Raw genomic sequence first — 26,933 nt, forward strand, 5'->3', positions numbered from 1 at the left:
ACGTCATGCTTCGATTTCGCTCAGCATGAAGGCCTGTTTTAGCAAGCTCCGCCCCTACCCGCGAAAAGCTACTTCGTTGTACCGCAGCTCGTTCTTAAAGGTCCGCAGCTTGGTATCAGCATCAATAATCACGAATTCAATCCCGGCCATTTCGGCGAAATCTTCGAGGTACTCGGCGGTCAAGTTCTGGCTGTAGCCGGTGTGGTGGGCCCCACCAGCTAATATCCAGGCAGCCGCGCCGGTAGCCATATCGGGCTTGATTTTCCAGAGCACGCGGGCCACGGGCAGCTTGGGCAGGTCGGCGGCGGGCAGCACGGCTTCTACTTCGTTCACAATCAGGCGGAAGCGGTTGCCGAGGTCCACGATGGTGGCGTTCAGGGCCGGGCCGGCGGGGCAGTTGAATACCAAGCGGGCTGGGTCGGCCTTGCCGCCGATGCCCAGCGGGTGCACTTCCACCTTCACTTTGCCGGCGGCGATGCTCGGGCAAATTTCCAGCATGTGCGAGCCGAGCACCTGCTCGTTGCCGGGCTCGAAGTGGTAGGTGTAGTCCTCCATGAAGGAGTTGCCGCCGGGCAGGCCCGCGCCCATCACCTTCATGGCGCGCACCAGGGCCGAGGTTTTCCAGTCGCCCTCGCCGCCGAAGCCGTAGCCCTCAGCCATGAGGCGCTGCGTGGCGATGCCGGGCAGCTGCGCCATGCCGTGCAGGTCCTCAAAAGTATCGGTGAAGCCTTTGGCTCCCTTGTCTTGCAGGAACTTGCGCATGCCGGCCTCGATGCGGGCGGCTTCGCGCAGGCTTTCGCGCTGGGCACCGCCGGCTTTCAGGTCCTCGGCCAGCTCGTATTCTTTTTCATAAGTAGCCAGCAGCTCGTCAATCTGGCTGTCGCTCACCTCATTCACCACCGCCACCAAATCGCCGATGCCGTAGGTATTCACCTCGTAGCCAAACTTGATTTCGGCTTCCACCTTGTCGCCTTCGGTCACGGCCACGTAGCGCATGTTGTCGCCGAAGCGGATGAACTTGCCGCCCTGCCAGTCGGCCCAGGCCGTGGCCACGCGGCTCCAGATGCTCAGGCTCTCGTGCACCGCCGCGCTCTGCCAGTGGCCTACTATCACCTTGCGCTTCAGCCGCATCCGGGCGCCGATGAAGCCAAATTCCCGGTCACCGTGCGCCGATTGATTGGTGTTCATAAAGTCCATGTCAATATCGGCCCACGGAATGTCGCTGTTATACTGCGTGTGCAGATGCGCCAGCGGCTTCTGCAGGATTTTCAGGCCGTTAATCCACATTTTGGCCGGCGAGAAAGTGTGCATCCAGGCAATCAGGCCCACGCAGTTTTCGGCCGTGTTGGCCTCCTGCATGAGCTTATAAATCTCCTGCGGGGTCTTCAGAATGGGCTTATAGACGATTTTGATGGGCAGCTTGAGGCCAAGCTCCTTGGCGATTTCCTGCGAGTGGCGGGCCACTTCTTCCAGGGTTTCGGGGCCGTAGAGGTGCTGGGTGCCAGTGACGAACCAGGCTTCGTAATGGGTGAGGTCAATCATGAGAAGTAGCGCGGACTTTCAGTCCGCGTTTGGAGGGATGGGTTGGGGATGTTTCGGGCGCGGACTAAAAGTCCGCGCTACTGTTGTCCGTAGTAGGAATTCACGCCGTGCTTGCGCTCGTAGTGCTTGCGAATGAGGGCGTCTTTCAGGCGTGGCACTTCCGGGCGCAGGGTGCAGCTGAGGTAAGCCATGCGGGCTATTTCTTCGAGCACAGCGCTGTTGTACACGGCTTTATCCACCGTTTTACCCCAGGTGAAGGGGGCGTGGTTGGCCAGCAGCACCATTTCTACTTCCGTGGGCGAGAGACCGCGGCGCTGGAATTCGTTGAGGATTTGCCAGCCGGTCTGGTGCTCGTAGTCGCCGGCAATCATGGCATCGTCCATGGGCGGGGCGCAGGGCACGTCGGCCGTCAGGTGGTCGGCGTGAGTGGTGCCGAGGATGGGAATATCGAGTTGGGCCTGGGCCCAGGCAGTGGCGTAGGTGCTGTGCGTGTGCACGATGCCGCCGATATGCTCCCAGTGGCTGTAGAGCACGGCGTGGGTTTTGGTGTCGGATGAAGGCCGCTTCTCCCCTTCCAGCACGTTGTTGGCGAAGTCGAGAATGACAATATCCTCCGGCTTCAGCAGGTCGTAGGGCACGCCGCTGGGCTTGATGGCGAACACGCGCTTCTCGCGGTCCACCACGCTGGCGTTGCCGAAGGTGAACAGCACCAGCCCGAGCTTGGGTAGTTGCATGTTGGCGTCGTAGCACGCCTGTTTCAATTCCTGGTACTGGCTCATGCGGTGGCGATAGCGGCGGTTTCGGTTTCCTCAACTGGTTCGGCCGGGCCGTTGGTCGCGCTTTCCACAAAGCGGCCGAAGGACTGGTACTGCGCGTAGCGAGCGGCGTAGTCGGCCACGCGGGCGGGGTTGGGCGTGTAGGTTTCGGCGAAGCCGGAGCCCATGGCCTTCTGGGCCGTTTGCACGTCGGGCTGAATGCCGGCGGCCACGGCCGCATACATGGCCGCGCCCAACGCTGGAGCCTGCTCCGACACGGCGATTTTGATGGGCCGGTCGAGCACATCGGCCAGAGTTTGCATCACAAACCGCGACTTTTTGGCTACGCCGCCGATGCCGATAACCTGCTTCACGGGAATGCCTTCGGCCTCAAACCGCTCCACAATCTGCTTCGAGCCGTAGCAGATGGCCTCCACCAGCGCCCGGAAAATCTGGGGCGCATTGGTGCCCATTGTCAGGTTCATTATCGCGCCTTTCAGGGCCTGGTTGGCGTCGGGCGTGCGGCGGCCGTTCACCCAGTCGAGGGCCAAGACGGCGCTTTCGGCGGGGTCCACGGCAGCGGCGGCTTCGCTGAGCTGCACCAGTAGCGCGTCGCTCATTTCTTCGCGCAGGGCGGCCTGCAGCTCTGGTGTCAGGACTTTGGAATGTTGCAGCACGTTGTACAGCGGCCACTCCACGATGTTGCGGAACCAGGCCAGCAAATCACCAAAAGCTGACTGCCCGGCTTCCAGCCCCAGCATGCCCGGAATCACGGAGCCATCCACTTGCCCGCAGATGCCGGCCACTAAATGGTCACCCACTTCGGCCGTGGGCGCGACCACGATGTCGCAGGTCGAGGTGCCCATCACCTTCACCATCGAATAGGCCTCGATTTCGCCCGCGATGGCCCCCGCGTGGGCATCGAATGAACCCACCGCGACTACCGTAGCGGTGGTCAGGCCGAGGCGCTGGGCCCACTCTTCGGAGAGATGGCCAGCCACCTCATCGGCGGTGTACGTTTCGGTGAATAATCGATTGTGTAAACCAGCCAGTTTTGGTTCGAGGTGGGTGAGAAACTGCTCGGAGGGCAGGCCGCCCCAGCTCGCGTGCCACATGGCCTTGTGGCCGGCGGCGCAGCGGCTGCGCTTAAAGGTGGCGAGGTCGCCGCCCGTCAGGAGCAGGGTCAGCCAGTCGCAGTGCTCCATCCAGGAATGGGCAGCAGCGGCCACGGCCTCATCCTCGCGCAGAATGTGCGTGATTTTGGCCCAGAACCACTCCGAGGAGTAGATACCGCCTGAATATTTAGTGTAATCTTCGCCGCCCCAGGTGCGGGCTTTGTGGTTGATTTCGGCCGCTTCGGCCAGGGCCGTGTGGTCTTTCCAGAGCACGAACATGGCGTTGGGGTTATTCTCGAAGCCGGGCGTGAGGGCCAGGGCCACCCCCTGCGCGTTCACGGGTCCGGGCGTGGAGCCGGTGGTGTCCACGGCCAGGCCCACGACCTGCGCGGCGGGCACCTGCCGGGCCACGCGGCGCACCACGGCCTCCAGGCCCTCGATATGGTCGAGCGGGTGCTGGCGGAACTGGTTGCGCGTGGGGTTGCAGAATTGCCCAGTTTTCCAGCGGGCGTAGTTGTGCACGGCCTGGGCTACTTCGGTGCCGGTGCGGGCATCCACGAGCAGGGCGCGGACGGAGTCGGTGCCGTAGTCGATGCCGATGACGTAGGCGGGGGTGGTGATTTGTTGCATAGGTGATAGTAGCGCGGACTTTTAGTCCGCGATAGAATAGTATGGTTATTCGGGCACGGACTAAAAGTCCGCGCTACACCTACTTCCGCACGCCGAAGGTGTAGGTGCTGGTGGTGTGGTAAGTTTCGCCCGGCTTGAGGATGGTGCTCGGGAATTTGGGCTCGTTGGGCGAGTCGGGGAAGTGCTGGGTTTCGAGGCAGAAGCCGGCGTGCAGGCCGTACACGGTGCCGCCTTTGCCTTTGAGGCTGCCGTCGAGGAAGTTGCCGGTGTAGAACTGGATGCCGGGCTGGTCGGTGGTCACCTCCAAGGTGCGGCCCGAGGTGGGGTCGTACACGGTGGCGGCGGGGTGCTGGCCGGTTTCGGCGTTCAGCACCCAATTGTGGTCGTAGCCGCCGGGCACCTGCGCAATGCGCTCGCCGATGGCGTGGGGTGTGGTAAAGTCGAAGGGCGTGCCCTTCACGGGGCGCAGCTCGCCGGTCGGAATCAGGCCGGCATCCACTACGGTATAGCGGTCGGCGGGCAGGGTCACTTCGTGCTTCAGAATGTCCTTGCTCACGCCGTGGCTCAGGTTGAAATAGGCGTGGTTGGTGAGGTTGACGGGCGTGGCCTTGTCGGTGGTGGCGGTGTAGTCGATGCGCAGGGCATTGGCGTCGGTCAGGGTGTAGACCACCGTAATCTGGAGGCTGCCGGGGTAGCCTTCTTCGCCGTCCTTGCTCAGGTATTTCAGGGTCAGGGTTTGGCCGTCGGGCGAGGTGCCGGGGGTGGCTTCCCAGATTTTCTGGTCGTAGCCCACTTTGCCGCCGTGCAGCGAGTTGGGGCCGTTGTTCACGCCCACCTGGTAGCTTTTGCCGTCGATGGTAAATTTGCCCTTGGCAATGCGGTTGCCGTAGCGACCGATGAGCGCGCCGATGTAGGGGTTAGCCTTGCGGAAGGCCGGGCTCTGGTAGTCGCTCACGTTATCGAACCCGAGTACGACGTCGCCCATTTTGCCGCCCCGGTCGGGCATCATCAGGCCCACGAGGGTACCGCCGTAGTTGGTGATGGTGGCCTTAGCGCCCTGCTTGTTTGTGAGGGTGTAGAACTGGATTTCGGTGCCGTCGAGGGCTTTGCCGAAGGAAGCGGAAGTGGGCATGGCAGCGACTTTCGTTTGGGTGGAATCGGCGGCCGGAGCCGTCGTGGTGGATTGCTCTGCGGGTTGATTGGACCCGCAGGCGGCCAGCAACAGCAGACCGGGCAATGTTACGGCCAGCAGCCCGGAACGACGAAATGGAATCATGGGTGGGGAATGAATAGGTGAAGCTAAAGCGGATGGTTTCGGCTGCCTTCCTGGACCAGCGGCTACTATTGGCGCAAGCGGAAATGGGTGCTACGCCTTGTTTTAGGGCCAGGCGTGGGCGGCTGGGTCTAAGAAATCAATCGCCCACACAATCGATTGTGTGAACAAATATAGCGAAAGCCTACCAAGTACAAAGCCAAAATCTTATGCCCTCCAAAAAACGTCCCCCAATGCCCTAAAACGCACCATCGGCAGCGGCCCGTGAGCTGCCCGCGTTGGGCTACCCCGCTTTCCTCCCTTAATATTGTTGTCGAACTGGAAAAGCCAGCGTACACACTGAACCCAACTCAAACGATAAACCAATAGCGGAAATGACCAAAATCAAAGTAGCCAACCCCGTAGTAGAGCTCGACGGCGACGAGATGACGCGCATCATCTGGAAATTCATTAAGGACAAGCTCATCACGCCCTACCTCGACCTCGACATCAAATACTACGACCTCGGCATCGAGTACCGCGACGAGACGAATGACCAGGTCACCATCGACTCGGCCAACGCCATCAAGCAGTACGGCGTGGGCATCAAGTGCGCCACCATCACCCCCGACGAGGAGCGCGTGAAGGAGTTTGGCCTGAAGCAGATGTGGAAATCACCCAACGGCACCATCCGCAACATCCTGGACGGCACCGTGTTCCGCGAGCCCATCGTGATGAGCAACGTGCCCCGCCTGGTGCCCAACTGGACGGCCCCCATCTGCATCGGCCGCCACGCCTTCGGCGACCAGTACCGCGCTACTGACTTCGTAACCAAAGGCAAGGGCAAGCTCACCATCACCTTCCAGCCCGAAGACGGCGGCGAAACGCAGTCGTTTGAGGTGTACAACTTCAAGAGCGACGGCGTGGCCCTGGCCATGTACAACACCGACGAAAGCATCCGTGGCTTTGCCCACGCCTGCTTCAACCAGGCCCTGAGCAAAGGCTGGCCGCTGTACCTGAGCACGAAGAACACCATCCTGAAGAAGTACGATGGCCGCTTCAAGGACATCTTCCAGGAGATTTACGAGCAGGATTACCTCGCCAAGTTCAAGGAAGCCGGCATCACCTACGAGCACCGTCTGATTGACGACATGGTGGCCTCGGCGCTGAAATGGAATGGCAACTTTGTGTGGGCCTGCAAAAACTACGATGGCGACGTGCAGAGCGACACCGTGGCCCAGGGCTTCGGCTCGCTCGGCCTGATGACCTCCGTGCTCGTGACGCCCGACGGCGGCACCATGGAGGCCGAAGCCGCCCACGGCACCGTGACGCGCCACTACCGCGACCACCAGGCAGGCAAGCCCACCTCTACGAACCCCATCGCCAGCATCTTCGCCTGGACGCGTGGCCTGGAGTTCCGCGGCAAGCTCGACGGCAATCAGGAGCTCATCGACTTCTGCCACGCGCTAGAGGCCGTGTGCATCGAGACCGTGGAAAGCGGCAAGATGACCAAGGACTTGGCCGTCTGCATCCACGGCAACAAAGTGCAGCACGGCCGCGACTACCTCTACACTGAGGAGTTCCTGGCAGCGCTGGACGAGAACCTGAAAGCCAAGCTGGCTAAGTAGGTTTTCTGACTGCTTTGCAAGAAAAATCCCCGCCTGACCGGCGGGGATTTTTTTTGTGGATAAACGGCAGCGCTGGCCCGACCTCCCTAGGCGGTCCGACCGGTTGAAGGAAGCACGTTCTGGTAAACAACGACAACCGGTCCGACCGCCTAGGGCGGTCGGACCGGCGCAGACGCAAACAGCCCCGAATTTCTTGCGAAATCCGGGGCTGCGTCAAATGCTAAGCGGACTTAATTAGCGGCGGTTGTAGCCGTAGCTACGGTCGCGGCTGTTGCGGTGCTGGGCTTCCCAGCGGGCACGCTCGGCGGCTTCGCGCTGGGCGGCGAGGCGGGCGCGGTCCTGCTCTAGCCGGCGTTGGTTGGCTTCGTAGCGGGCCCGTTCCAGGGCGATGCGGCGTTGTTCCTGTTGGCGCTGGGCAGCTTCGTAGCGGGAGCGCTCGATGGGCGACAGGCGGCGTGGGTCTTTATCGTGGTCGAAAGCGGGAGCAGCCGAGGCGGCGGTGGCAACGAAGAGCAGGCCGGTGGCGAGGAGCGAAAGCAGGGAGGTTTTCATGACGAAAAGAAAAGTTGAAGAGTGAATGGAGATTGTGACGGCGTCTGTCTCTCCAAACGCAAGCGCTGTGCCAAGGCCAGAAAGGGCCAAAACCCGCGTTTCTATCAATCAACTACTTCACAATAACTTACCTCAACTCCTTCCCTTTCAACCGTCGACCAAGCCGCCGAGTCTACCGACTAACATCCCCACGCCCCGCCTCAGAAACCACCCAATAATCCCGCAATTCCCTTGATATTGAGCCGGGCGAACTTCTGCACCCGCGCAAACCGGTCGGTGGTTTCCTCCAGGTCCTCGTCTTTGGGCTGGCGCGCGGGCACCTGGGTGTGCAGCCGCGCGAAAATCGTGGCGGCAATGTCCATGTAGCCCAGCAACAACAGGTACAGCTGCTTCTTCTCGTCCTCGGCGTAGCCCTTCTGGCGAATGGCCTTCACGAGCGTATCGAGCTGCGCGGTTTCGTCGGTGAACAGGTCGCGCAGGGCGCGGCGCTGCTGCTCGTAATCGAACAGCTGCTGCTCGCTGGCCGCCGAGGTCGGAAAGGGGAAACTATCCGTGAAAGCCACGGCCTTGACAAAGGCACTTTCGGCGGCATAAACCGTGGTCAGGTGCTTCTGGAGGCTGGTCCAGAGCCCGGTGCGGGCTTTGTCGAAAGCGCTGGGATTGGCCGGTTCGGTACCGTTCATCAGGAGGGTTGCTGGAATATGAACGGCAAAGGTACTCCGGCGGCCGGGCCGGGGTTGCTAGCGCCCAAAGTCGTCCTGCACCCGCACGATGTCGCTTTCATCCGATGGATTCTGCGCGTCGGTGTGCTGCCAGATTTCGGCCAGGATGCCCCAGTTCTGCAGGCCTATGAGGCGGTGGCGCTCACCCTGCCGCAGGATGATGCGCTCGCCGGCCTGGTATGTTTTCACTTCGCCCTGCTCGTCGTCGTCGCTGAAGGCCACGCCCACGGGGCCCTGCACCACCTGCCAGATTTCGGCCCGGCGGTGATGGTACTGCCAGCTCAGGCGCTGCTCGGGGGCCACTATCAGGATTTTCGGGCTGAGCTTGCCGGCAATGCGCAGCGAATCGGCCGATAATCCTTCGAAATAAGTGTCAGCAAAGGCCTGGGCCTGGGTTTCGTCAATGACGAAAAAACCGCCCCAGGGTCGGGCTTCATCCTGTGACGCAATTTTGAACCCCTGCTCATTCAGGCGGGTCGCGGTCTGTTGAAACAGTTCTTGTTTGGTCAGATTTTCCATATGGCAACGGAGAATAAAAGGCGAGAAAAATGCGGGCAGCAGGTTCGTCTACGCGACTAGGTAAGCCGCGCCAAATACCCCGGCGCTGTCGCCCAGTTGGGGTTTGACTACCGGCGTTTCAAATACATGGTCGAACACGTAAGGAGCCACCTGACTCACGCCCTCGGTGTAGAGCCGGTCGATATTGCCCACGCCCCCACCGATGACGATGACGTCGGGGTCGACGATATTGACCACCGTGCCCAGCGCCCGGCCGAAGTAGCTGACCAGGCGCTGCATGGTGGCTTCGGCGGCGGGGTCGAGGCCAGCGGCGGCGCGCTCGGTAATTTCCTTCAGGGAGCGGGACTGGCCGGTGAGGGTGGCGTAATAGCGTTGCAGGGCAGGGCCGGCCAGGATGCTTTCGTTACAGCCGGTTTTGCCGCAGTAGCAGAGTGGGCCGTTGGCTTCGTCCAGGAAATTGTGGCCCCACTCGCCGGCCAGGCCGTGGAAGCCTTCTAGGGCGTGGCCATTCACCACCAGCCCGCCGCCTACGCCCGTGCCTAGGATGATGCCGAACACTACTTTGGCATTGGGAAACTGCTGTTTGACCACGCCCAGGCGGGTTTCGGCCAGGGCGAAGCAGTTGGCATCGTTAGCCATTTCGATGCGGATGCCCAGCAGCTTTTCCAGGTCGGCCTTCATCGGCTTACCATTGATACAGAGGGCATTGCTGTTTTTCATCAGGCCCGTGCGGGGCACCAGGGTGCCAGGCGTGGCCAGCCCCAGACTGGTGGCTTTGCTGCCCACGGATTGCTCCATGTGGCCCACCAGCTGCTTAATCTGGCTCAGGACATGGTCGTAGCCCTTGTCCGCACCGGTGGGTAGCCGGTCGCGGAAAAGGACCTCCGGCTCCTGCGCTGATTTGAGGACGACGCCCTCAATTTTAGTACCTCCCAGGTCCAGGCCCCAGAGTTTCTCTTCGCGTTGAAAACCGTTCATGCAGGTTGTGAATGCGCCCTTGTATTGGGCATTAGAAATCAGACAGCTTTGTGCGACACTTTGTAGAGCCGCGCCCCGAACAGAGCGATGAAGGCGTAGCAGATGATGGGCAGGTAGTAAGCTGCCGCGATGTCGTGGTTGGCGATTTTGCCCATGAGGTAGGGGAAAAACGCGCCGCCCGCCACAGCCATCACCAGAATGGATGAGGCCTGCTGCGTGTGCGGGCCCAACTCTTTAATACCCAGCGAGAAAATGGTGGGGAACATGATGCTGAAGAAGAAATTAATCAGCAGCAGGGCGATGAACGAAGGCCAACCCCAGCTCTGGGCCACGATAACGCACATCAGCACGTTGGCCAGCGCGAAGGCGGCCAGCAGCCGGTTGGGCGCGATGTAGCGCATCAGGAACGTGCCCACGAAACGGCCGCTCATCATCATCACCATGAACAGCGAGAAATAGCCGCCCGCCACCTTGTCGGTGAAGTGCATTTTTTCGACGCCGTAGTTGATGAAGAAAGCCCAGGTGCCGCCCTGCGCTGCCACGTTGAGGAACTGCGCCAGCCAGGCCCAGCGGAAGTGGCTGTGCCCGAACAGGCCCTTGGCCTGCGGCACTTCTTCGGCCGTGCCGGAGTAGTAGCCGGCTTCGGTTTCGGCAGGCGCGGGTGCGGCGTGGACGTCCTGCAAGGCCGGAACTTTCACGAATGAGAAGGCCACGGCAATAACCAGAATGACGCTGCCGATGACCAAGTACAGGCTTTTCACCGAAGTCAGGTCGCCATTGACGTGCGAGTTGACGCCGCTCAAAATGAAGTAGCTGCCCAGCAGCGGCCCAATCACCGCGCCCAGGCCATTGAACGACTGGGCAAAGTTCAGGCGCTGGTCACTGGTTTTTTCCGGTCCGAGGGCGGCCATGAAGGGGTGCGCTACGGCCTCCAGCGTGGCCAGCCCGCAGGCCAGAATGAACAGCGCCCCCCGAAAGAAGGTGAACGAGCTGGCATTGGCCGCCGGCACGAACAGGAAGGCTCCCAGCGCATACAGCCCCAGGCCCAGCTGCACGCCGCGCTTATAGCCGAAACGCTTCATGAACAGGCCGGCCGGAATGCCCATCACAGCATAGGCCCCGAAAATGGAAAACTGCACCAGCCCCGACTGCGCCTTGCTCACACTGAGCACGTTCTGAAAGTGCTTGTTCAGCACGTCGCCCATAGTGATGGCAATGGCCCAGAGCATGAACAGCGACGAGACGAATACCAGCGTCGGGATGTATTTCTTCTCGGTGAACGGGACTTTTTCGGGGGCGCTGATGGCCACAGTGGTTTGCATATGGGTGGGAATGGGTATTGGGGAGGAAATTAATACGTTTCTGTCATCCTGAGCGCAGCGAAGGACCTTATCACGGTTGCTGCAACTGGACTCGTGCTAATTGTTTAGCGGTGATAAGGTCCTTCGCTACGCTCAGGATGACAGAAACGCGGGGTGACTATACCCTTTTACTGCGGCCGCACCGCCACGGCAATCTTCGAATCAGCCGTGCCATAGTACATGAACCACTTCGATTTGAAGCGGGCCAGGCCTTCGAGGAAAACCACCTGGTTTACCTGACCGGTAGTTTCGTAAGGCTTTTCGGGCCGCATGAAATAATTGTCCATGCGCTTGAGGAGCTTGCTGGGGTCGTTTTTGTCGAACAGGGCCTGGGCGGCCGAGTAGGTGCCCACGGGCAGATTTTTATCACCAAACGAAGGCTCATTGCGGCTGTTGTAAATCAGGCGGATGCCTTGGTCGGTAATCATGGCCGGCGGGCCGGACTCCACAAGGTCGCTGTCGAACTTGCCTTCGCGGGTGGGCAGCACGATTTTCAAATTGGGCATGGTGAGGGCCTGGGCGCGCAGCGGCACGGGCGGCTTTTCGCCGGCCGCCATCTCTACGGGCGTCCAGTGAATGAGGTCGTCCGAAGAGGCCAGCCAGATTTGGGCGTCGCCCCAGTACATCCAGTATTTGCCGTTGATTTTGGTGGCCACAATGCGGCCATCGTCCTCGTAGCGCGACACGATGGAGCCCGATTTGGTCCACTTGCTCACGTAGCTACCGCCGCTGAACTGGGCGAATACGTTGCCGTACTTGGTCCAGTGCAACAGGTCGGTGCTGGTGGCGATGTGCAGGCGGGCCTTGTCGCCGTCGTAGGCGGTATAGGTCATGTAGTAGGTGCCCTGGTCGTCCTGCACCACGCGGGGGTCTTCGGTGCCGCCGGGCCACTCCCACTTCTTCTGGGCGTCGTTGTCGGGGTGCAGTACGGGCGTGGCCATGCGGGTGAAGTGGATGCCGTCGGTGCTGCTGGCCAGGCCGATGCGCGAGGTTTTGCCCACGCTGGGCGTCACCAGGTTTTCGGCCCGGTACAGCATGAAGATTTTGCCATCCTTCACCACCACGGCGGGGTTGAACACGTCCTTCTCTTCCCACTTGATGGGCTGCTGAAGGATGGGGTCGGTGAACTGGCCCACCGCGCTGGGGCCCATGATGGGGTTATCGGTGTCGGCCTTCACGAAGTCGAGCAGCTGCCAGCTGTCGGGGCCGGTGGCGGCGGGCGTGTCGGTCACGGCGGGGGTGCCGCGGTCGGTACCGTTGCAGCCCATGAGCAGGGCCAAAGCCAGCGTGGCGGCGCTGCCGGCCAGGCGGCGGTTGGTGGAGAAATCGAAGCGAGTCATGCGATTGCGGGGACTAGGTAGGGGATAAAAAAATCTCCCACCATTCCGGGGAATGGAACGGTGGGAGACGAAAAAGCAGCCAACGCGCCGGTTACAGCGTGTTTTCGATGGTGAAGATGGAATTTACTTCGGCATCGGTCAGGGCGCGGTTATAGATGCGGATGTCATCCATCTGGCCCTTGAAGAAGCCGGCACCGTAGAATTTGTAGTAATCAACATCGGGCACCGTTGCACCGTTGACCGTGGTCGTCTGACCACCCGCAATTGCCTTATCGTAGAAACCGTTGGGGAGCTGCTGGCCAATTGCCAGCGGCGTTGGCTCCGGCGTGGCTTTCATCGTGCCGCTCAGGCCCGTCCATTCCTTCACCATCACCCCGTTGATATAGAATTTCATCGTGCCGGCCGCGTAAGTAGTCACCACATGCGTCCAGCTGGTGCCCACCACGCCGGATTCCGCATCCTTATCGATGCCGCCGGTAGTAGTCGTGACGGTCAGGAATGGCTTGTCGGCGCTTTGCAGCTGGAATTTATAGGCTTTCCAACGGTCCAGCGACACGATGTAGTTGTCGGAGTTGCTGCCATTCCGTTTCACCCAGGCGCTGATGGTGATGGCCTGTGGGTTGAGGGCCAGTTTGTAAGGCACTTCGATGTAGGCGCCATCATTGAAATCATAAGCCTGGTTGGCGCGACCGAAACGGTCGGGGACCATGGTTGGCAGGGTGGTGCCCATTTTTTTCACGGGAGCTGCCGGAGCCACCACCGCGGGGTCGTTGATATAACCCATTTTCAGGGTGCCATTGTTACCATTGGCCGTAGCATCGTTGGCATTGCCGGAAAACTTCCACTGCGCCACCAGGTTAGCGGCCGATACTTCCTGAATCAGGCTGTTCTTGAACACCACTACCGCCCGCCGCAGGCTGGCAACGGCAGCAGTTACGGAAGTCTGCGAAGCACCGCCGTCGTTCTTAACGCCGGTCGACAAGTCAATCGACGTTTTCAGCGTGGCCTTCGAGCCGACGGTGTAGGTGCCGGGCTTGGTGCCTTCCACGGCGGCCGTGTAGCCCAAGTTCACGGAGTCAATCAGGGCCGTGAGTGCGGCTTTGTCGACGGTAGGCGTGGGCGTGGAGGTGTCGTCTTTCTTGGAGCAGGACGACATGACCGACACTGCGCCGAACAGCAGCAGGGCCAGAAAAAAGAGTAAAACTTTGGAATTTTTCATGGTGGGGTTTTGAAAATGGTGAAGATTGGGAATGAAGAAAAAAGGTAATGCAGGGGCTACAGGCCCAGTTTTTTGTTGGTATCACGCTCACTCTGCGGCACCGGGAAGAAGCGGTGGCGGGCGTAGCTGAAATTGGGCTGGTTGCTGAGCGCCGCTTTCGCATAGGCCTCGCCGTAGCGGACGACATCGAAAAAGCGCTGAAATTCCAGGGCCAGCTCGGCCCGGCGCTCGCGGCGGATGTAGTCGCGCAGCTGGTTCTGGTCGGTGGTGGTGATGTCGGGCAGCAGGCCGGCCGGCACCGTGCCGTAGCCGGGCAGGGTGCGGTCGTTGAGGTAGCTCTCGCGGGCCCGTTTGCGCACCTTGTTCAGCGGGCCGAGTGCGGCGGCGGGGTTCCCGGCCTCATTGGTGGCCTCGGCCTCTATGAGCAGCACCTCGGCGTAGCGGATGGCCTGGAAGTTCAGGTTGCCGTCGCCCCGGGTGGTGGCGGGCACCTCGCTCAGCGGCTGCAAGTGCTTCTTCGAGAGGAAAGTGGTGGTGCTCCAGGTGGTATCAAACGGGATTCCGAAAAACGACTGTCCGAACCGGCCCACCGAGTAATCCAAGCGCGGGTCGACCACGCCGGCCGCAGTTTTCTCGAAGTTGTTCACCAGGCTTTTGGTGGGATAAAAGAAGCCATAGCCGTTTTGCTGGCGCGGGGCAAACCACTGGTTCAGGTTGTTGCCCTGGCCGGGGCTGAGGCCGGCGGTGTGCTGCACCGAGAAAATGCTTTCGGCGTTGTTCTTGGTGGCGGCCCGGAAGTTGTCGGCCTGCACCGGCAGCAGCGTGTAGCCCAGGGCCGTTACCTGCTGGGCGGTGCTGGCGGCCAGCGCGTATTTTTTCTCGTACAAATACGTCTTGGCCAGCAGCGCCAGCGCCGCGCCCTTGGTGGCGCGGCCCAGGTCGGCGGCGGCGGGCCAGACGTTGGGCAGGGCGGCTGCGGCGGCGGCGCAGTCCTGCTCAATCTGGGCGTAGATGTCGGCCTGGTCGCGGGCGGGGCTTTGCAGCTCCTCGGGCGTTTCCACCTTCAGGCGCAGCGGAATGCGACCGTATATGGTGGTGAGCTGGAAGTAGTAGTAGGCTCGCAGAAACTGCGCCTGACCCAGCACCTGCTGGCGCACGTCGGCGCTCACGGCGGTGTTGGAGGCGGGCAGGCCGTCGGTCACCACATTGCACTTAAAAATGCCGTCGTAGTAGCGACTCCACATGGCCTCCACTGCCGCATTGATGGGCGTAATATTGAAGTTGTCGATGTTCTCGAAATCGGTTTGGTCGCCGGGGTTGCTGCCTTTCACGGCATCATCCGAGGCCACGTCGCCCAGCACCCACAGCGGGTTCGCGGCCGCGTCGCGGAACGAGAGGGGCACATAGGCCGCGTTCACGGCCAGCACGGCGTTGGTGTTCGAGGTGAAGAACTGGCCGGCTTCGTACTGCCCCAGCACGGGCTGGTCCAGGAATTTATCGCAGCCCGCCGTGGCAAAGGCCAGCGTGGCGAGCAGGGCGGCGGCAATGGGTGGGAATTTCATGATAATTTGCTTGCCAAGTGGTTAGAAGCCCGCGTTGATGCCCACCGTGAAGGTGCGCGCCGAGGGGTAAGTCCCGAAGTCGATGCCGGTGGCCCGCACGCCGTCGCCGAGCGAGTTGCTGTTGGTGCCCTGTTCAGGGTCGAGGCCGGTGTATTTGGTGAAGGTGAGCAGGTTCTGCACGCTGGCGTAGAAGCGCACCGACGAAATGCGCAGCGGCGCAAGCAGCTTATCGCCGAAAGTGTAGCCGAGCTGCACGTTCTTGAGGCGCAGGTAGGAACCGTCTTCCAAGTAGCGGGTGGAGGGCTGCTTGTTATTGGTAGCGCCGGTCCACGACAGGCGTGGAAACTCGTTGGTGCTGCCCGGGCCGGTCCAGTAATTGGTGGCGGCGCGCTCGGTCAGGTTGAAGGACCGGTAAAAGCCTTCTATGTCGGTGTTGACCTGGTTGTAAATCTTGTTACCATGAATGCCCTGAAAGAACACGCTCAAATCGATGCTCTTCCAGCGCACGTTGCCCGTCAGGCCGTAAGTAAGTGTCGGAATCGGGCTGCCCACGAAGGTGCGGTCGTAGCCGTCGATAACGCCGTCGGGCACGCCGTCCGGTCCGCTGATATCCTTGAATTTAATGTCGCCCGGCTGCACACCCGGCCCCTGGTAGGCGTGGGTGAACACCTCTTGTGCGTTCTGGAAAATGCCGTCGGTTTGCAGCAGGTAGAACGAGCCCACCGGCTGGCCTATGGCCGTGAGCGTGGCGTAGTATTTGGTATCGATGCGCCCGCCCACGATGGGCTGGGCCTGGCCCAGCGAAACCACCTCGTTGCGCAGCGTGGCCATGTTGCCCGTCACGCCGTAGCTCCAGTCCTTGCCAATGCTGTTGCGGTAGCTCAGCTCCACCTCCAGGCCCTGGTTGCGGATGTTGCCGGCGTTGCTGGGCGGGTTGCCCGCGTTGCCAGCGCTGCTGGGCAGCGGCAGGTTCAGCAGCACACGCGAGGTGTTCTTCACGAAGTAGTCCACCGTGAACTGCAATGCGCCTTTCAGCAGGCCCACGTCGAGGCCCACATCAGACTGCGTGCTGGTCTCCCAGCGAATCTGCGGGTTGCCCTTCGACACGATGCTCAGCCCTTGCGTCGACACGCCGCCGAAGGGATAATAGCCCGTGGTGCTCACCAACGAGGCGTAGGGGTAGTTGCCGATGGCCGAGTTGCCGAGCTGGCCCACGCTGGCCCGCAGCTTCAGCTGCGACAGTGCCGTGATGTTGCTCATAAACCGCTCCTGCATCAGGTTCCAGCCCAGCGAGCCCGAGAAGAACGTCTGCGTCCGATTGCCGGGCAGGAACTGCGACGAGCCATCGGTGCGGAAGTTGAAGCTGGCCAGGTAGCGCCCGTCGTAGTCGTAGCCTAGTCGCCCGAAGGCCGACAGCAACGAGCTATGCGCCTCGTTGCCACCGTTGAGCTGAATGCCGATGCCGCTATCCAGGTACTGAAAGGTGGCCGTCTGGTCCACGTAGCCACGCCGCGAGGCCGACAGCGACCGCACGTTGTTCTTAATGGCCTCGGTGCCCAGCAGGAAATTGAACGTGTGCTTACCCAGCAGCAGGTCGTAAGTAGCGGTGTTGGTCCAGTTGTAGTTGAATTCGTTGGTGTTGGACTGGCCCAGCTGGGGCGGTGAGTTGAACGACCGGTCAATACCAAACGTCTTGAAAAACTGCTTGAAATCGGTGATGCGGAACGTCACGCCGTAGTCGGACCGAATGTGCAGGCGCTCGATGGGGGTAATTTCCACAAAGGCATTGCCCAGCAACGCGTAGCGGTAGAAATTGCGGTCGGCCGCATCGGCCAGCGCCACCGGGTTGATGCCGTCGCCGAAGTAGTTCGCAGTTAGCACGCCGTTGTTCTTCGGCAGGTCCACGAACTGACCTTGCTCATTATAAACCGGCGTGGCCGGCGTCCGAAACAGGGCGTAGCGCACGATGCTGGCCCCCGGGTTGCCATCGCCAAAGCCGTCGCCGGAGGTGCCCACCTGCCGCGTTTTCGAGTACGAAAGGTTAGCGTTGGTGCCCACCTTCACGTATTTCGACAACGTGCTGTTCACCGCCGTGCGCAGGTTGTACCGGTCATACGACGAGTTCTGAATCAACCCGTCCTGCTTCAAATAGCTGCCCGACACGATGTACTGCGAGTTTTCGCCGCCGCCGCTCACGTCGGCCTGCACGTTGTACTGCTGCGCGGGTTTCAGCACTTCTTTCAGCCAGTTCACGTCGGGCAGGGTGGCGGCCAGCGCGGCCGGAATCTGGCCGCGACCGTCGTTTTTCGCCGCTACGTTGAAGGCGTTCACATACTGGCTGGTGTTGGCCATTTTGATGAGGTTCGACGCCGTTTGCACGCCCGTATAGGCGCTCAGGCTCAGCCGGGGCTTGCCGGTTTTGCCACGCTTGGTCGTCACAATCACCACGCCGTTTGAGGCCCGTGCGCCGTAGGTGGCCGCCGCCGCCGCATCCTTCAGAATATTGATGGATTCAATATCATTGGGCGAAATCTGGTTGATGCCGTCCTTCGTCGGCACGCCGTCGATGATGTAGAGCGGGTCATTATCATTGATGGTGCCCACCCCGCGAATCCGCACGGAAATATTCTCGCCCGGCGCGCCGGTGGCCTGCGTGATGGCCACGCCGGCCGCCTTGCCCTGCATAATCTGGGCCACGCCCGTCACCGGAATACTGTTGATGTCGCGCTGGTCAATCTGCGACACAGCCACCGTCACGTCGGCTTTTTTCTGCGTCGTATAGCCCAGTACCACCACTTCTTCCAGCGCCTTCACATCGGTTTGCAGGGCCACGTTCACCGTGGTGCGGCCTTGCAGGGCCACTTCCTGCGTCACGAAGCCAATGGCCGAAATCACCAGCGTGGCGTCGGCCTCGGGCAGGCTCAGGGTGAAGTTGCCGTCGGCGTCGGTGGTGGTGCCATTAGTGGTGTTTTTCACCAGTACCGTCACGCCAGGAATGGGTGCTTTATCCGGGCCGATTACCTGGCCGCGTACCGTTACGGCCTGGGGGCTCGTAGCCCCGGCCGTTTCCCAGTTGGACGCACTGGGTCCGTTGTTGCCCCCAATCGTTTGCAGGTTGGGGGCAGAAGACTTGGGCATCGAGATGACGTACACATTCCGGTCCGTTTTCTCCACGCGCAAGCCGCTCATTGTCACGGCATACGTCAGCTTATCCTCCCAGCTGCGAAACGTCATCGCATCAAGATTGACTACCTTATCCCGCACTAACTCACTGCGGTACAGAAAGTAGGCATGGTGCACCGTCTTCATTTCCTGCAACAGGCTTTCCAGCGAAGTGCCCCGGGCGTTCGGCCGATTAACCGCCGGCTCAGGCTGTTGCGGGGGTTTGAGCATGGCCATGAGCGGGCGCTGTGCCTGCGCGTGGGCCGTGCCAAGGCTGCCGGCCAGCATCAGCGGCAGCAGCTTCAGGGAATGCGTAAAAAGTGCCATAGGTGGGAATTCTAAGGGCGGAGAGTAGTACTAGGGCAAAAGCGGAAAACCGCAAAATCAGTCGAGCCAGACGTGGTTGCCCTCGCGGCGCACACTCACATCCAACGACTTGCTGAAAGCATTCAAAAGCATATCCACATCCTGGTTGGGCACCGAGCCGGTCAGCTTCTGCTGGCGCAGGGCCGGGTTGCCCACCGTGATTTCGAGGCCATAAGTGTCCTCAAGCAGCGTGATGATTTCGGCCACCGGCGTGTCGTTGAAATCGAGGTGGCCGGTGGTCCAGGCCGCGTATAGCGTGGGGTTCACCACCCGCTTGGCCAGAGGGGCCTGCGGGGCGGCGGGGCGGTATTCCACCAGCTCGCCGGGCTTCATCAGCAGCACTTCGGTGCGGCCGGCATGCTGGTGCCGCAACTGCACCTGCCCCGATTTCAGCACCACTTTGGTCCGGCCCGGCCGGTTCAGCACGTCGAACTGCGTGCCCAGCACGGCCACATCAAGCGGCCCGGCGTGCACCGTGAATTTCACATTGGCCGGGGCGGCAGCCACGGCTTTCAGCTGCACCGGTGCAGTGTGGCGCACAGCAAAAAAGGCTTCGCCCGCCAGCCACACTTCACGGGCGTGGCCCGGCTGCCAGGTGGTGGCCAGTTTCAGCGTCGAGTTGGCATTCAGCGTCACGCGGGAGCCGTCGGGCAGGGTCACCGTGCGGTGCTCACCGGTGTGGGTGGTGTAGCTGGTCCAGGCCGAGACGGTAGGTGTGGCGTGCTGCCACAAGCCCACGCCCGCAAAACCCAGCACCAGGGCCGCCACGGCTGCGCTGGCCCAACGCCGGGCGCGCCGGCCTACGCGCAGGGCCGGCTGGGCACGGGGCACCAGCGGCGGGTGCATGGCGTGCCACAACTTGGCGGCTTCTTGCTGTTTCAGGGCCTCGGGCAGGGGCTGCGGCTGGCGGGTGGCCAGCAGTTGCAACAGCGCTACGGCTTCTTCAAACTCGGCCTGCTTGGCGGGGTTCTGAATAATCCAGTCGCGCCAAAACTGCACAGCCTCAGCGTCGTCCCCAACCACAAACGATTGGAACGACTCATCAGCCAAAAAATCCTCGGTCGAGTAAGCGGCGTATTTCATAAGCAGATGGCAGAAAGGGGCAGCGGCACAGTGCCACGTTTTGCTGCCGGGCGGGTAGTCGCTGGCAGCCCCATTCATCTCCATCACGGCCGAAGCGGCCGTTTATACTCATGTCGGCCAAAACTTTTTTTTGACTCCGCCAAAATCATTGCCATTTCGGAGCCAATTTGGCTAACCCGCCAGCTTGAAAAGCAGCACCATCGCCATTACAAGCACCTTGCGCAAAACCTGCAAAGCATTGAAAATCAGATTTCTTACTGATTGAATATTGAGTGACATCACCTCCGCGATGCGCTCGTAAGTAAACCCATCAAAAAACTTCAGATAAAGCGCCTCCCGCTGCCGCTTCGAGAGTTGGTTGAGGGCCGCCAGCAGCCGGGCACTCTGCTCGGCGTCGCCCTGCTGGGCAATCAGGAATTCCTCGTGCGAGTACGTCACCTCGAACGAATCGGTGTAGGTGGGCAGCAGGTGGCGGTGCTGCCGCAGCATCTTGGTTTCATCGCCAAGGTGCCGGCGCAGGGCTTTAAACAGGTAAGCCTTCACCACCTGCACGGCCCGCAGCCCCTCCCGCCGCCGCCACAGCTTTTGGAACAGGTTCTGGATACAGTCCTTCACCAAGTCCTCGTCGCCGGTCAGCTTCAGCCCGTAGTTATACAAGGCGTCATAGTAGTTCTCGAACAAAATAGCCAGGGCGCGGGCCTCTCCCCCCCGAAAGGCATTCCAAAGCTCCGCGCTATTCTCTTCTGTCATAGTCGGCAAGGAAATGGCTAGCACTTGTTCAGAAATGCAAGCCCCTCTAAAATATGTGCTAAGGTGGGGGTAATTATTTCGTATCGCTACAACTATACAAGTCCAAGGGACAATCTACCCAGCACTTTACCGGTTACGTTGGAAATATGCCTCGGAATGGCCTTCCCGGTAAAGCACGCGATGCAATCAGCCATACGGCTTCTTTATAAATCCGGATAAAGCAATGTTGGCGGTGGAACTGCCAAGGCGGCGGGCCCACACATGCCTATTGACTTTGGACTCCTATTGCCCCTACCCTGCGCCCTGGAAAAGCAAAAACCCCATTTCCAATCTGGAAACGGGGTTTTTCACGGTGTAGAGAGCGAGGGATTCGAACCCCCGGACCTGTTACAGTCAGCGGTTTTCAAGACCGCCGCAATCGACCACTCTGCCAGCTCTCTGGGTCAATTACTCTGGTGCGCTGTGGTTGGCAAAACAAAAAAAAGGCTTTTTCCAGCGCAGAAAAAGCCTTTTTGTAGAGAAGGGGGGATTCGAACCCCCGATACCGTTGCCGGTATAACGGTTTTCGAAACCGTCGCATTCGACCACTCTGCCACCTCTCTATAAGGCCCCCGAGTGATTGGGGAGTGCAAAAGTAAAAAGGAATCTGCTACGGTGCAGCCTCTGAGCAGATATTTTTTTTCGAGCGGCCAATCTTGGTCCTCCCCTACGGGGCTTTGGCCGCCAGCTGCTCCTGCAGCATCTGGCGGCGGCGGCCGGTCACGGCGTCCATGCTCACGTTCACTTCGAACCCGATAATCAGGGTCATACACACAAATTCGAGCCAGACCATGAAGCCTACCAGCGCCCCGATAGAGCCGTAGAAATGGTTGTAGGAATCAAAAATTCGGACGTAGAGCGTGAAGAGAAACGACACCAAAAAAATGAGCAGCGTGGCCACAATAGCCCCGGCCGACACCAGCGGCCACTTATCATGCACGGGCGGCACGAAGTAATAAATCACGCAGGTGGTGCTCAGAAACAGCCCCAGCAGCGAGCCGTAGCGGATGAGCGTGAGCACCAAATCGGTGAACCGCTCGGGCACGATTTCATAGAACACCAGCCCATCAATGAGGTAAGTGCCGAAGAAAATGCCCGCGATGGACAGCAGCAATATCAGCGCCAGCACAAAGGTCAGACCGGTGGCAATCATGCGCTTCCGTAGGTAGCTGCGGTGCTTGAACCACGGGTATTTCTTCTCAAAGGCATCGAGCAGGGCCATGATGCCGTTGGAGCTGAGCACCAGGGCCGTGCCGAAACCGAAGGAGAGCAGGCCGCCGTGCGGGATGTTCACTATGTCCTCGATGGTGCTGGCCGTGGCCGCGTACAGCTCGCGGGGCATGAAATCGGCCAGGAACTGGAGGATGTCCACGTTCAGGTTCGGCACGGGGATGTACGGAATGAGCGTGAACAGGAAAATGATGGTCGGGAACAGGGCCACCGTGAGGTTGAAGGCCATGTAGGCGGCGCGCTTTTCCAGCGAGTCGAGCCGCAGCTCGTGCAGAATGCGGTCGAGCACGTCGTAGAGCGAGGCGTGGCCGCCGGGCAGCCGCAGCCGCTTCAGGCCCACAATGGCCCGCCGGTACGGCCGTTGCTGGCGCACATCGGGGAAGCGGGCACGGCGGATGGCGGCGGGGGCTTTCATGGCGGGTTATTTCCGGAATGCGGCCGGCGCGGGCGCATCGGGCAGAATCGCGCCGGGCTTGGGCAGCACCGGGCTTTCCAAGTCGTCTTCGCTAAAATACGGGGCCAGCTGCTGCTGGATGCTTTCGGGGATGGGTACGGGCCGGCCGGTAGTGGTTTTCACGAACACCATGAGCGTGTGACCTTCGGTCAGCAGTTCCTGGGCTTCGTTGTAAATCTCATACTCGAACAGCACCCGCGTGCCTTCGGGCGGCTGGCGCAGCAGCAGGCGCACGGTCAGCAGGTCGTCGTAGCGGGCAGGGCGGCGGAAACGGGTGCGCAGCTCCCCTACCGGCATGCCCACGCCGTCGGCCTCCAGCTCTTTGTAGCTGATGCCGAGCTTGCGGAATGCCTCGGTGCGGGCCACTTCAAAATACGCCGCGTAGTTGCCGTGATAGACGTAGCCCATCTGGTCGGTTTCGGCGTAGCGCACGCGGATTTGGATGTCGGAGGTGTACATATGGTATGATTATATACGTTTTGTCATCCTGAGCGGAGCGAAGGACCTTATCACCGATGAACGATTTGCAGTAATCTACAAGAAGCGCTGATGTGATAAGGTCCTTCGCTCCGCTCAGGATGACAGACGCTTAGATGACAGCCGATTACTTAATACCAGCTCTATTTAAAGCCGCTTGATAACGCCGCGCATTGGCAATATGCTCCGTTTCATTCGTAGCAAAGGCGTGGTAGCCGCTGAAATCCTCCTTGGCGCAGAAGTATAGGTAGTTGTTGCTCTCCGGCTTCAGCACGGCGTCGATGCTGGCGATGCTGGGCAGGTTGATGGGGCCGGGCGGCAGGCCGGCGTACTTGTAGGTATTGTAGGGCGAGTCCTTTTGCAGGTGCACGTTGAGTACGCGCTTGATGGTGAAGTCGCGGTTGGCGTAGACTACTGTCGGGTCAGCTTGCAGCTTCATGCCGCGCTTGAGACGATTGAGGTACACGCCGGCGATGCGGGGGCGCTCATCGGCGTGCTGCTGCTGCTCGGCTTCCACGATGCTGGCTAGGGTGCTCACCTGGGCGCGGGTGAGGTGAAGCTTTTCGCGCTCGGCATCGCGGGCGGGGGTCCAGAATTTCTCGTACTCCTTTTTCATGCGCTGCATGAGGTTGGTGGCGGAGGTGTTCCAGTACAACTCGTAGGTGTTCGGGATGAACATGCTGAGCACCGTGGTGGTGTCAAAACCCAGGCTGCGGGTGTAGCTGGGGCTGGCCAACAGCGAGTCGATGGTGGCGGGCTTGGCATCAATCTGGGTCGAGAGCTTGTCGGCCAGCTCACGGCGCAGGCGCACGTTGGTGAAGGTGAGCTTGAGCGGCGACTGGATACCGGCTTTCAACACGTTGATGAGCTGGCGGTTGGTGAAGCCATCTTTCAGCTCGTAGCGACCGGGCTTCACGTGCTCGGGGTACTTCATCAGCTTGGCCACGAAGTGCAGCGAGAGCTTATCAACGACTACTCCGGTGGCGTCGATGGTTTTCAGGGCTGCCTGCCAGTCGTCGCCGCGATGCACGATGACGTAGGTCGGTTTGCCCTTGGTTTCGATGTTAGCGGTGAAGAACACCTGGTAGAAATAATAGGAGAAACAGACCAGCGCGAGCGTGAAAACGACGCTAACGGTGGCCCAGCGACGGCGGCGTTTCAGGGCTTGGTCGCGGTATTCGATGGCCGACTTTTTGGCGGGTTGGGACATGGGAGTTGAGAAGGGAATCGGGGGAGCGGCGCCAAAAGTACGAAGGGCGGCAACCGTAAGGCGCGGACGGCGTTTCAGTTGTTTCGTTTCGGCCGGGCGTAGTACCTTGCCCGCGCCTTTGGCCCGGTGGGTTGCCCGCCGCCGAAGGCCGTGGCCGCCGCGCCACCGCATTACGTCTCTAATTTATTAACCATCAGCCGTATCCATGCCCGCCACCCTTCTCCGCATCCACCCCGACAATCCGCCGCAGAGCCGCATTCAGCAAGCCGTTGACGTATTGCGCAAGGGGGGAGTCATTATTTACCCCACCGATACCGTCTATGGCATCGGTTGCGATGTAACCAATGCGAAAGCCGTAGAAAAAGTCTGCCGCATCAAAAAGCTCTTCCCCGAAAAGGCCAACCTGAGCTTCATCTGCTACGACCTGTCGCACATTTCCGACTACGCCCACGGCATCACCACGGAGACGTACAAGGTCATCAAAAAAGCCCTGCCCGGCCCGTTCACTTTCCTTTTCGAAGCTAGCGCCAACGCCCCCCGCTTCGGCGGCACCAAGCGCAAAACCGTGGGTATCCGCGTGCCGGATAACCAGATTATCCGCCAGCTGGTGAAGGAATTGGGTAATCCAATCGTGAGCACCTCGGTGCGCGAGGACGAAAACACCATCGACGAGTACGTGACCGACCCGGACCTGATTTTCGAGAAATACCGCCTGCTGGTAGACCTCGTGATTGATGGCGGCTTTGGCGGCAACGTCCCCAGCACCATCATCGACTGCACGAATGACGAGTTTGAGTTGGTGCGTCAGGGTGCCGGCGATATTGAGCAGTATTTGTAATCACCTGTCATTGCGAGGCCGCAGGCCGTGGCAATCCGTCCTCTTAAACCCAGACACCTCCTTTTACCAGAAAGCCCCGGCACTTCGCAGTGTCGGGGCTTTCTATTAGTGAAAAGGCTTCGTCACAACTCAAACTTGGTCGCATAGATAGTACGGATTGCCACGGCCTGCGACCTCGCAATGACAGGCGAATCCTACCGCTTGTGCTTCCACCTCCTATGAGTCCACAAATACTGCTCGGGCGAGGCGCGCATATCCGTTTCCAGTTGCCGGGCGAAGGCTTCGGTAATGGGAAATGTGCCGGCGGGCGCGCCTTTCGCGGCCCGGCCGTCGGGCAGCTCGGTGAAGGTGACTTCATAGTAGCCGCGCCGTACGCGGCGGATGCCCACGTAGAGCACGGCGCAATCGAGTTGCACGGCTAGGCGGTCGGCGCTGGTGTAAAAGCTGGTGTCCTGATTGAGGAATTGGGTCCAGTAGGGCCGGTCTTCGGGGCCGGCGGCCTGGTCGGTGAGCAGGCTGAGGGTGCGGCCCTCGCCCCGGTGAGCCACCAGGTAGCGTAGCGTGGCCAGCATGGGCACGGCATCGGCCCCGAAGCGGGTGCGCAAGCGGCGCATCAGGGTTTCAAAAAACAGGTTGTTGAGTGGCTTGTAGACCCCGGCGGCCCGGCCGGGAAATTCCAGCGCCGCGCCGTTTAGAATCCACTCCCAGTTGCCCATGTGCGAGCCCAGCGAAAGCACCAGCCGGTTTTCGGCGAAGTGGCGCGTCATCAGCTCCGGGTTGGTGAAGCGCATTCGCCGGCCCAATTCTTCCGGTGAAATGGCGGCCAGCTTCAGAATCTCGACCACCACCTGGGCAAAATGCCGGTAGAACGCCTTGCCGGTGCGCTCGATTTCAGCCGGCGTTTTCTCCGGGAACGAATTGCGCAGGTTCTCCGTGACCACGCGCCAGCGGTAACGCACCACGTAGGCCAGCAGGAAATAAATTACTTCGGCGAATAAATAAAGTACCGTCAGCGGCAGATGCGCCAAGCCCAGCAGCAGCCACCACAGCGGCTCGAAGTACCAGGCGTAGGGCCGGCCGGTGGTGGCGATGGTTCCTTTAGTGGCCATGCTTAGCGGGGCACGGCAGCGCCGGCGGGCGCGTATTCGGCGGCGGAGTGCTCGCCGATGGCGCGGTGGCCGGCTATCAGTTTCTTATTGCCGGGGCCGCCGTACACTTCTACGAACAGCGTGAACGGGCCATCGGGCAAGGGCCCCATAGGCAGCTGCCCGGCAATGCTGGTGGGGCGGCCGCTCTGGGGCGTGAGGGTGGCGTCGGCGTCGGCAGCCGAGCCGTCGGGGGTAGTGAGGTGGTAATGCACGCGCAGGGCCTGGCCCACGGGGGCGTTGTGCAATTCAGTGTAGAAGAATACATTGTCCGCTCCACGACCGTAGCTGCCGCCGGGGGCGCGGGTGAGCCGGTAGCCGCCCCGGGCAAAATTATCGTCGCCCCCACTTTTAGCGGCGGGTCGCGAAAGCAGCACCACATCCGATAGAAATGGGCCGGCGGGCGCTTCCAGTACCAGCGGTTTTTCTACGGTGGTTTCGCCGCCCGCGCTGCGGTATTGGTCCTTTACGGTGCCGCGCAGGGTGTATTTGCCATCAGGCAGCAGGATGCGCTTGAGGAAGCTCTGTGGGTTTTTGATGGCAATGGTGGTGTCGGTAAGCACCGGTGGCTTCAGGGTGATGACTTCGTGGTAGGCCGAAGTGCCGTCGGCTTTCAGGATATCAAGCGTGACGAGGGCCGACGACTGGAACGCCTTGGGCGCGCGCTGCCGGTACTGCAGCGACTGCGTGGGCACGGTCACGTAAATTTCCACTTCGGCGCCCTTCTCCACCTTATTGAGGTTGCGAAAGCGAGCCACGTCGAGCAGCAATTGCGGCGGGCCAGCCTGGGCAGCCAGCGTGGCGAAAGTGGCGAGTAAGGTGAGGAGGTAGCGCATAGGGCAAAAGTACGGCGGGAGAAAAGGACGGATTATCCGTTGTTGTCAGGTTACGGGCATATGCAGAACCGTGCCGTTCTTTGCGGGCCGAAAGCCACCTGACCGGCACAAGATTCATTAAATTCGCCGGTCGTCACAAACTTTCGCCCCGCCCGTTCGTTTCTCTCC

Annotated in this window: 22 protein-coding genes and 2 tRNA genes; 2 read left to right on the top strand and 22 right to left on the bottom strand. The window is 60.7% G+C overall.

Annotation, left to right across the window (positions count from 1 at the left end):
- Nucleotides 1-54 precede the first annotated feature (54 nt).
- The 4 genes from araA to AAFH49_RS01740 form a co-directional block, all read right to left on the bottom strand.
- Nucleotides 55-1,542 carry an L-arabinose isomerase gene (gene araA, locus AAFH49_RS01725; protein WP_342295519.1) on the bottom strand — a complete coding sequence of 496 codons (1,488 nt, stop codon included), beginning with the start codon at nt 1,540-1,542 and terminating at the stop codon, nt 55-57.
- Between the two features lie 77 nt (nt 1,543-1,619).
- Complete coding sequence (locus AAFH49_RS01730; RefSeq protein WP_342295520.1) at nt 1,620-2,321, bottom strand: L-ribulose-5-phosphate 4-epimerase; 702 nt, start codon at nt 2,319-2,321, stop codon at nt 1,620-1,622.
- Nucleotides 2,318-4,042, bottom strand: a complete 1,725-nt coding sequence (locus AAFH49_RS01735; RefSeq protein WP_342295521.1) for a ribulokinase — start codon at nt 4,040-4,042, stop codon at nt 2,318-2,320. The genes AAFH49_RS01730 and AAFH49_RS01735 overlap by 4 nt, the downstream gene beginning before the upstream one ends.
- A gap of 79 nt (nt 4,043-4,121) precedes the next feature.
- Nucleotides 4,122-5,318 (bottom strand): aldose epimerase family protein, encoded by a 1,197-nt coding sequence (locus AAFH49_RS01740; protein ID WP_342295522.1) that lies wholly within the window; start codon nt 5,316-5,318, stop codon nt 4,122-4,124.
- A gap of 371 nt (nt 5,319-5,689) precedes the next feature.
- Between AAFH49_RS01740 and AAFH49_RS01745 the strand changes: the two genes are divergently transcribed.
- Nucleotides 5,690-6,922: an NADP-dependent isocitrate dehydrogenase gene (locus AAFH49_RS01745; RefSeq protein WP_342295523.1), complete on the top strand. Its 1,233-nt coding sequence runs from the start codon at nt 5,690-5,692 to the stop codon at nt 6,920-6,922.
- A gap of 234 nt (nt 6,923-7,156) precedes the next feature.
- On the opposite strand, the gene AAFH49_RS01750 is transcribed toward AAFH49_RS01745, so the two are convergent.
- The 16 genes from AAFH49_RS01750 to mltG form a co-directional block, all read right to left on the bottom strand.
- A complete protein-coding gene (locus tag AAFH49_RS01750) occupies nt 7,157-7,474 on the bottom strand; it encodes a hypothetical protein (protein ID WP_342295524.1) in 318 nt (105 codons plus the stop codon).
- Nucleotides 7,475-7,674: 200 nt separating this feature from the next.
- Nucleotides 7,675-8,157, bottom strand: a complete 483-nt coding sequence (locus AAFH49_RS01755; protein WP_342295525.1) for a hypothetical protein — start codon at nt 8,155-8,157, stop codon at nt 7,675-7,677.
- Between the two features lie 57 nt (nt 8,158-8,214).
- Nucleotides 8,215-8,715 (bottom strand): cupin domain-containing protein, encoded by a 501-nt coding sequence (locus AAFH49_RS01760; RefSeq protein WP_342295526.1) that lies wholly within the window; start codon nt 8,713-8,715, stop codon nt 8,215-8,217.
- A 48-nt stretch (nt 8,716-8,763) separates the two neighbouring features.
- Nucleotides 8,764-9,693, bottom strand: a complete 930-nt coding sequence (locus tag AAFH49_RS01765; RefSeq protein WP_342295528.1) for an ROK family protein — start codon at nt 9,691-9,693, stop codon at nt 8,764-8,766.
- Between the two features lie 38 nt (nt 9,694-9,731).
- A complete protein-coding gene (fucP, locus tag AAFH49_RS01770) occupies nt 9,732-11,015 on the bottom strand; it encodes an L-fucose:H+ symporter permease (RefSeq protein ID WP_342295529.1) in 1,284 nt (427 codons plus the stop codon).
- 167 nt (nt 11,016-11,182) lie between these two features.
- Complete coding sequence (locus tag AAFH49_RS01775) at nt 11,183-12,394, bottom strand: glycoside hydrolase family 130 protein (RefSeq protein ID WP_342295530.1); 1,212 nt, start codon at nt 12,392-12,394, stop codon at nt 11,183-11,185.
- A gap of 91 nt (nt 12,395-12,485) precedes the next feature.
- Nucleotides 12,486-13,613: a LamG domain-containing protein gene (locus AAFH49_RS01780; RefSeq protein WP_342295532.1), complete on the bottom strand. Its 1,128-nt coding sequence runs from the start codon at nt 13,611-13,613 to the stop codon at nt 12,486-12,488.
- Between the two features lie 56 nt (nt 13,614-13,669).
- A complete protein-coding gene (locus AAFH49_RS01785; RefSeq protein ID WP_342295533.1) occupies nt 13,670-15,175 on the bottom strand; it encodes a RagB/SusD family nutrient uptake outer membrane protein in 1,506 nt (501 codons plus the stop codon).
- A gap of 21 nt (nt 15,176-15,196) precedes the next feature.
- Complete coding sequence (locus AAFH49_RS01790; protein ID WP_342295535.1) at nt 15,197-18,664, bottom strand: SusC/RagA family TonB-linked outer membrane protein; 3,468 nt, start codon at nt 18,662-18,664, stop codon at nt 15,197-15,199.
- 57 nt (nt 18,665-18,721) lie between these two features.
- Nucleotides 18,722-19,786: a FecR family protein gene (locus AAFH49_RS01795; RefSeq protein ID WP_342295537.1), complete on the bottom strand. Its 1,065-nt coding sequence runs from the start codon at nt 19,784-19,786 to the stop codon at nt 18,722-18,724.
- Between the two features lie 171 nt (nt 19,787-19,957).
- The gene (locus AAFH49_RS01800; protein WP_342295538.1) at nt 19,958-20,536 is read right to left on the bottom strand and encodes an RNA polymerase sigma factor; all 579 of its coding nucleotides are present in this window, start codon (nt 20,534-20,536) and stop codon (nt 19,958-19,960) included.
- A gap of 355 nt (nt 20,537-20,891) precedes the next feature.
- Nucleotides 20,892-20,976, bottom strand: a tRNA-Ser gene (locus tag AAFH49_RS01805).
- Between the two features lie 75 nt (nt 20,977-21,051).
- Nucleotides 21,052-21,138: transfer RNA gene (locus tag AAFH49_RS01810), tRNA-Ser, on the bottom strand.
- Nucleotides 21,139-21,242: 104 nt separating this feature from the next.
- Nucleotides 21,243-22,220: a YihY/virulence factor BrkB family protein gene (locus tag AAFH49_RS01815; protein ID WP_342295540.1), complete on the bottom strand. Its 978-nt coding sequence runs from the start codon at nt 22,218-22,220 to the stop codon at nt 21,243-21,245.
- A 6-nt stretch (nt 22,221-22,226) separates the two neighbouring features.
- Entirely contained in the window at nt 22,227-22,718 is a 492-nt protein-coding gene (locus AAFH49_RS01820) for an acyl-CoA thioesterase (protein WP_196287696.1), read from the bottom strand.
- Between the two features lie 145 nt (nt 22,719-22,863).
- On the bottom strand, nt 22,864-23,946 hold the full coding sequence (gene mltG / locus AAFH49_RS01825) for an endolytic transglycosylase MltG (protein ID WP_342295543.1): 1,083 nt from the start codon (nt 23,944-23,946) through the stop codon (nt 22,864-22,866).
- 205 nt (nt 23,947-24,151) lie between these two features.
- Between mltG and AAFH49_RS01830 the strand changes: the two genes are divergently transcribed.
- Complete coding sequence (locus tag AAFH49_RS01830) at nt 24,152-24,784, top strand: L-threonylcarbamoyladenylate synthase (RefSeq protein WP_342295545.1); 633 nt, start codon at nt 24,152-24,154, stop codon at nt 24,782-24,784.
- A 194-nt stretch (nt 24,785-24,978) separates the two neighbouring features.
- Here the strand turns inward: AAFH49_RS01830 and AAFH49_RS01835 are convergent, their stop codons facing one another.
- Together AAFH49_RS01835 and AAFH49_RS01840 are read right to left on the bottom strand one after the other, a co-directional pair.
- A complete protein-coding gene (locus tag AAFH49_RS01835) occupies nt 24,979-25,893 on the bottom strand; it encodes a lysophospholipid acyltransferase family protein (protein WP_342295547.1) in 915 nt (304 codons plus the stop codon).
- A gap of 2 nt (nt 25,894-25,895) precedes the next feature.
- Nucleotides 25,896-26,765: a hypothetical protein gene (locus AAFH49_RS01840; protein ID WP_342295549.1), complete on the bottom strand. Its 870-nt coding sequence runs from the start codon at nt 26,763-26,765 to the stop codon at nt 25,896-25,898.
- Between the last annotated feature and the right edge of the window lie 168 nt (nt 26,766-26,933).

The organism is Hymenobacter segetis (assembly GCF_038448715.1).
GTDB classification, from domain to species: domain Bacteria; phylum Bacteroidota; class Bacteroidia; order Cytophagales; family Hymenobacteraceae; genus Hymenobacter; species Hymenobacter segetis.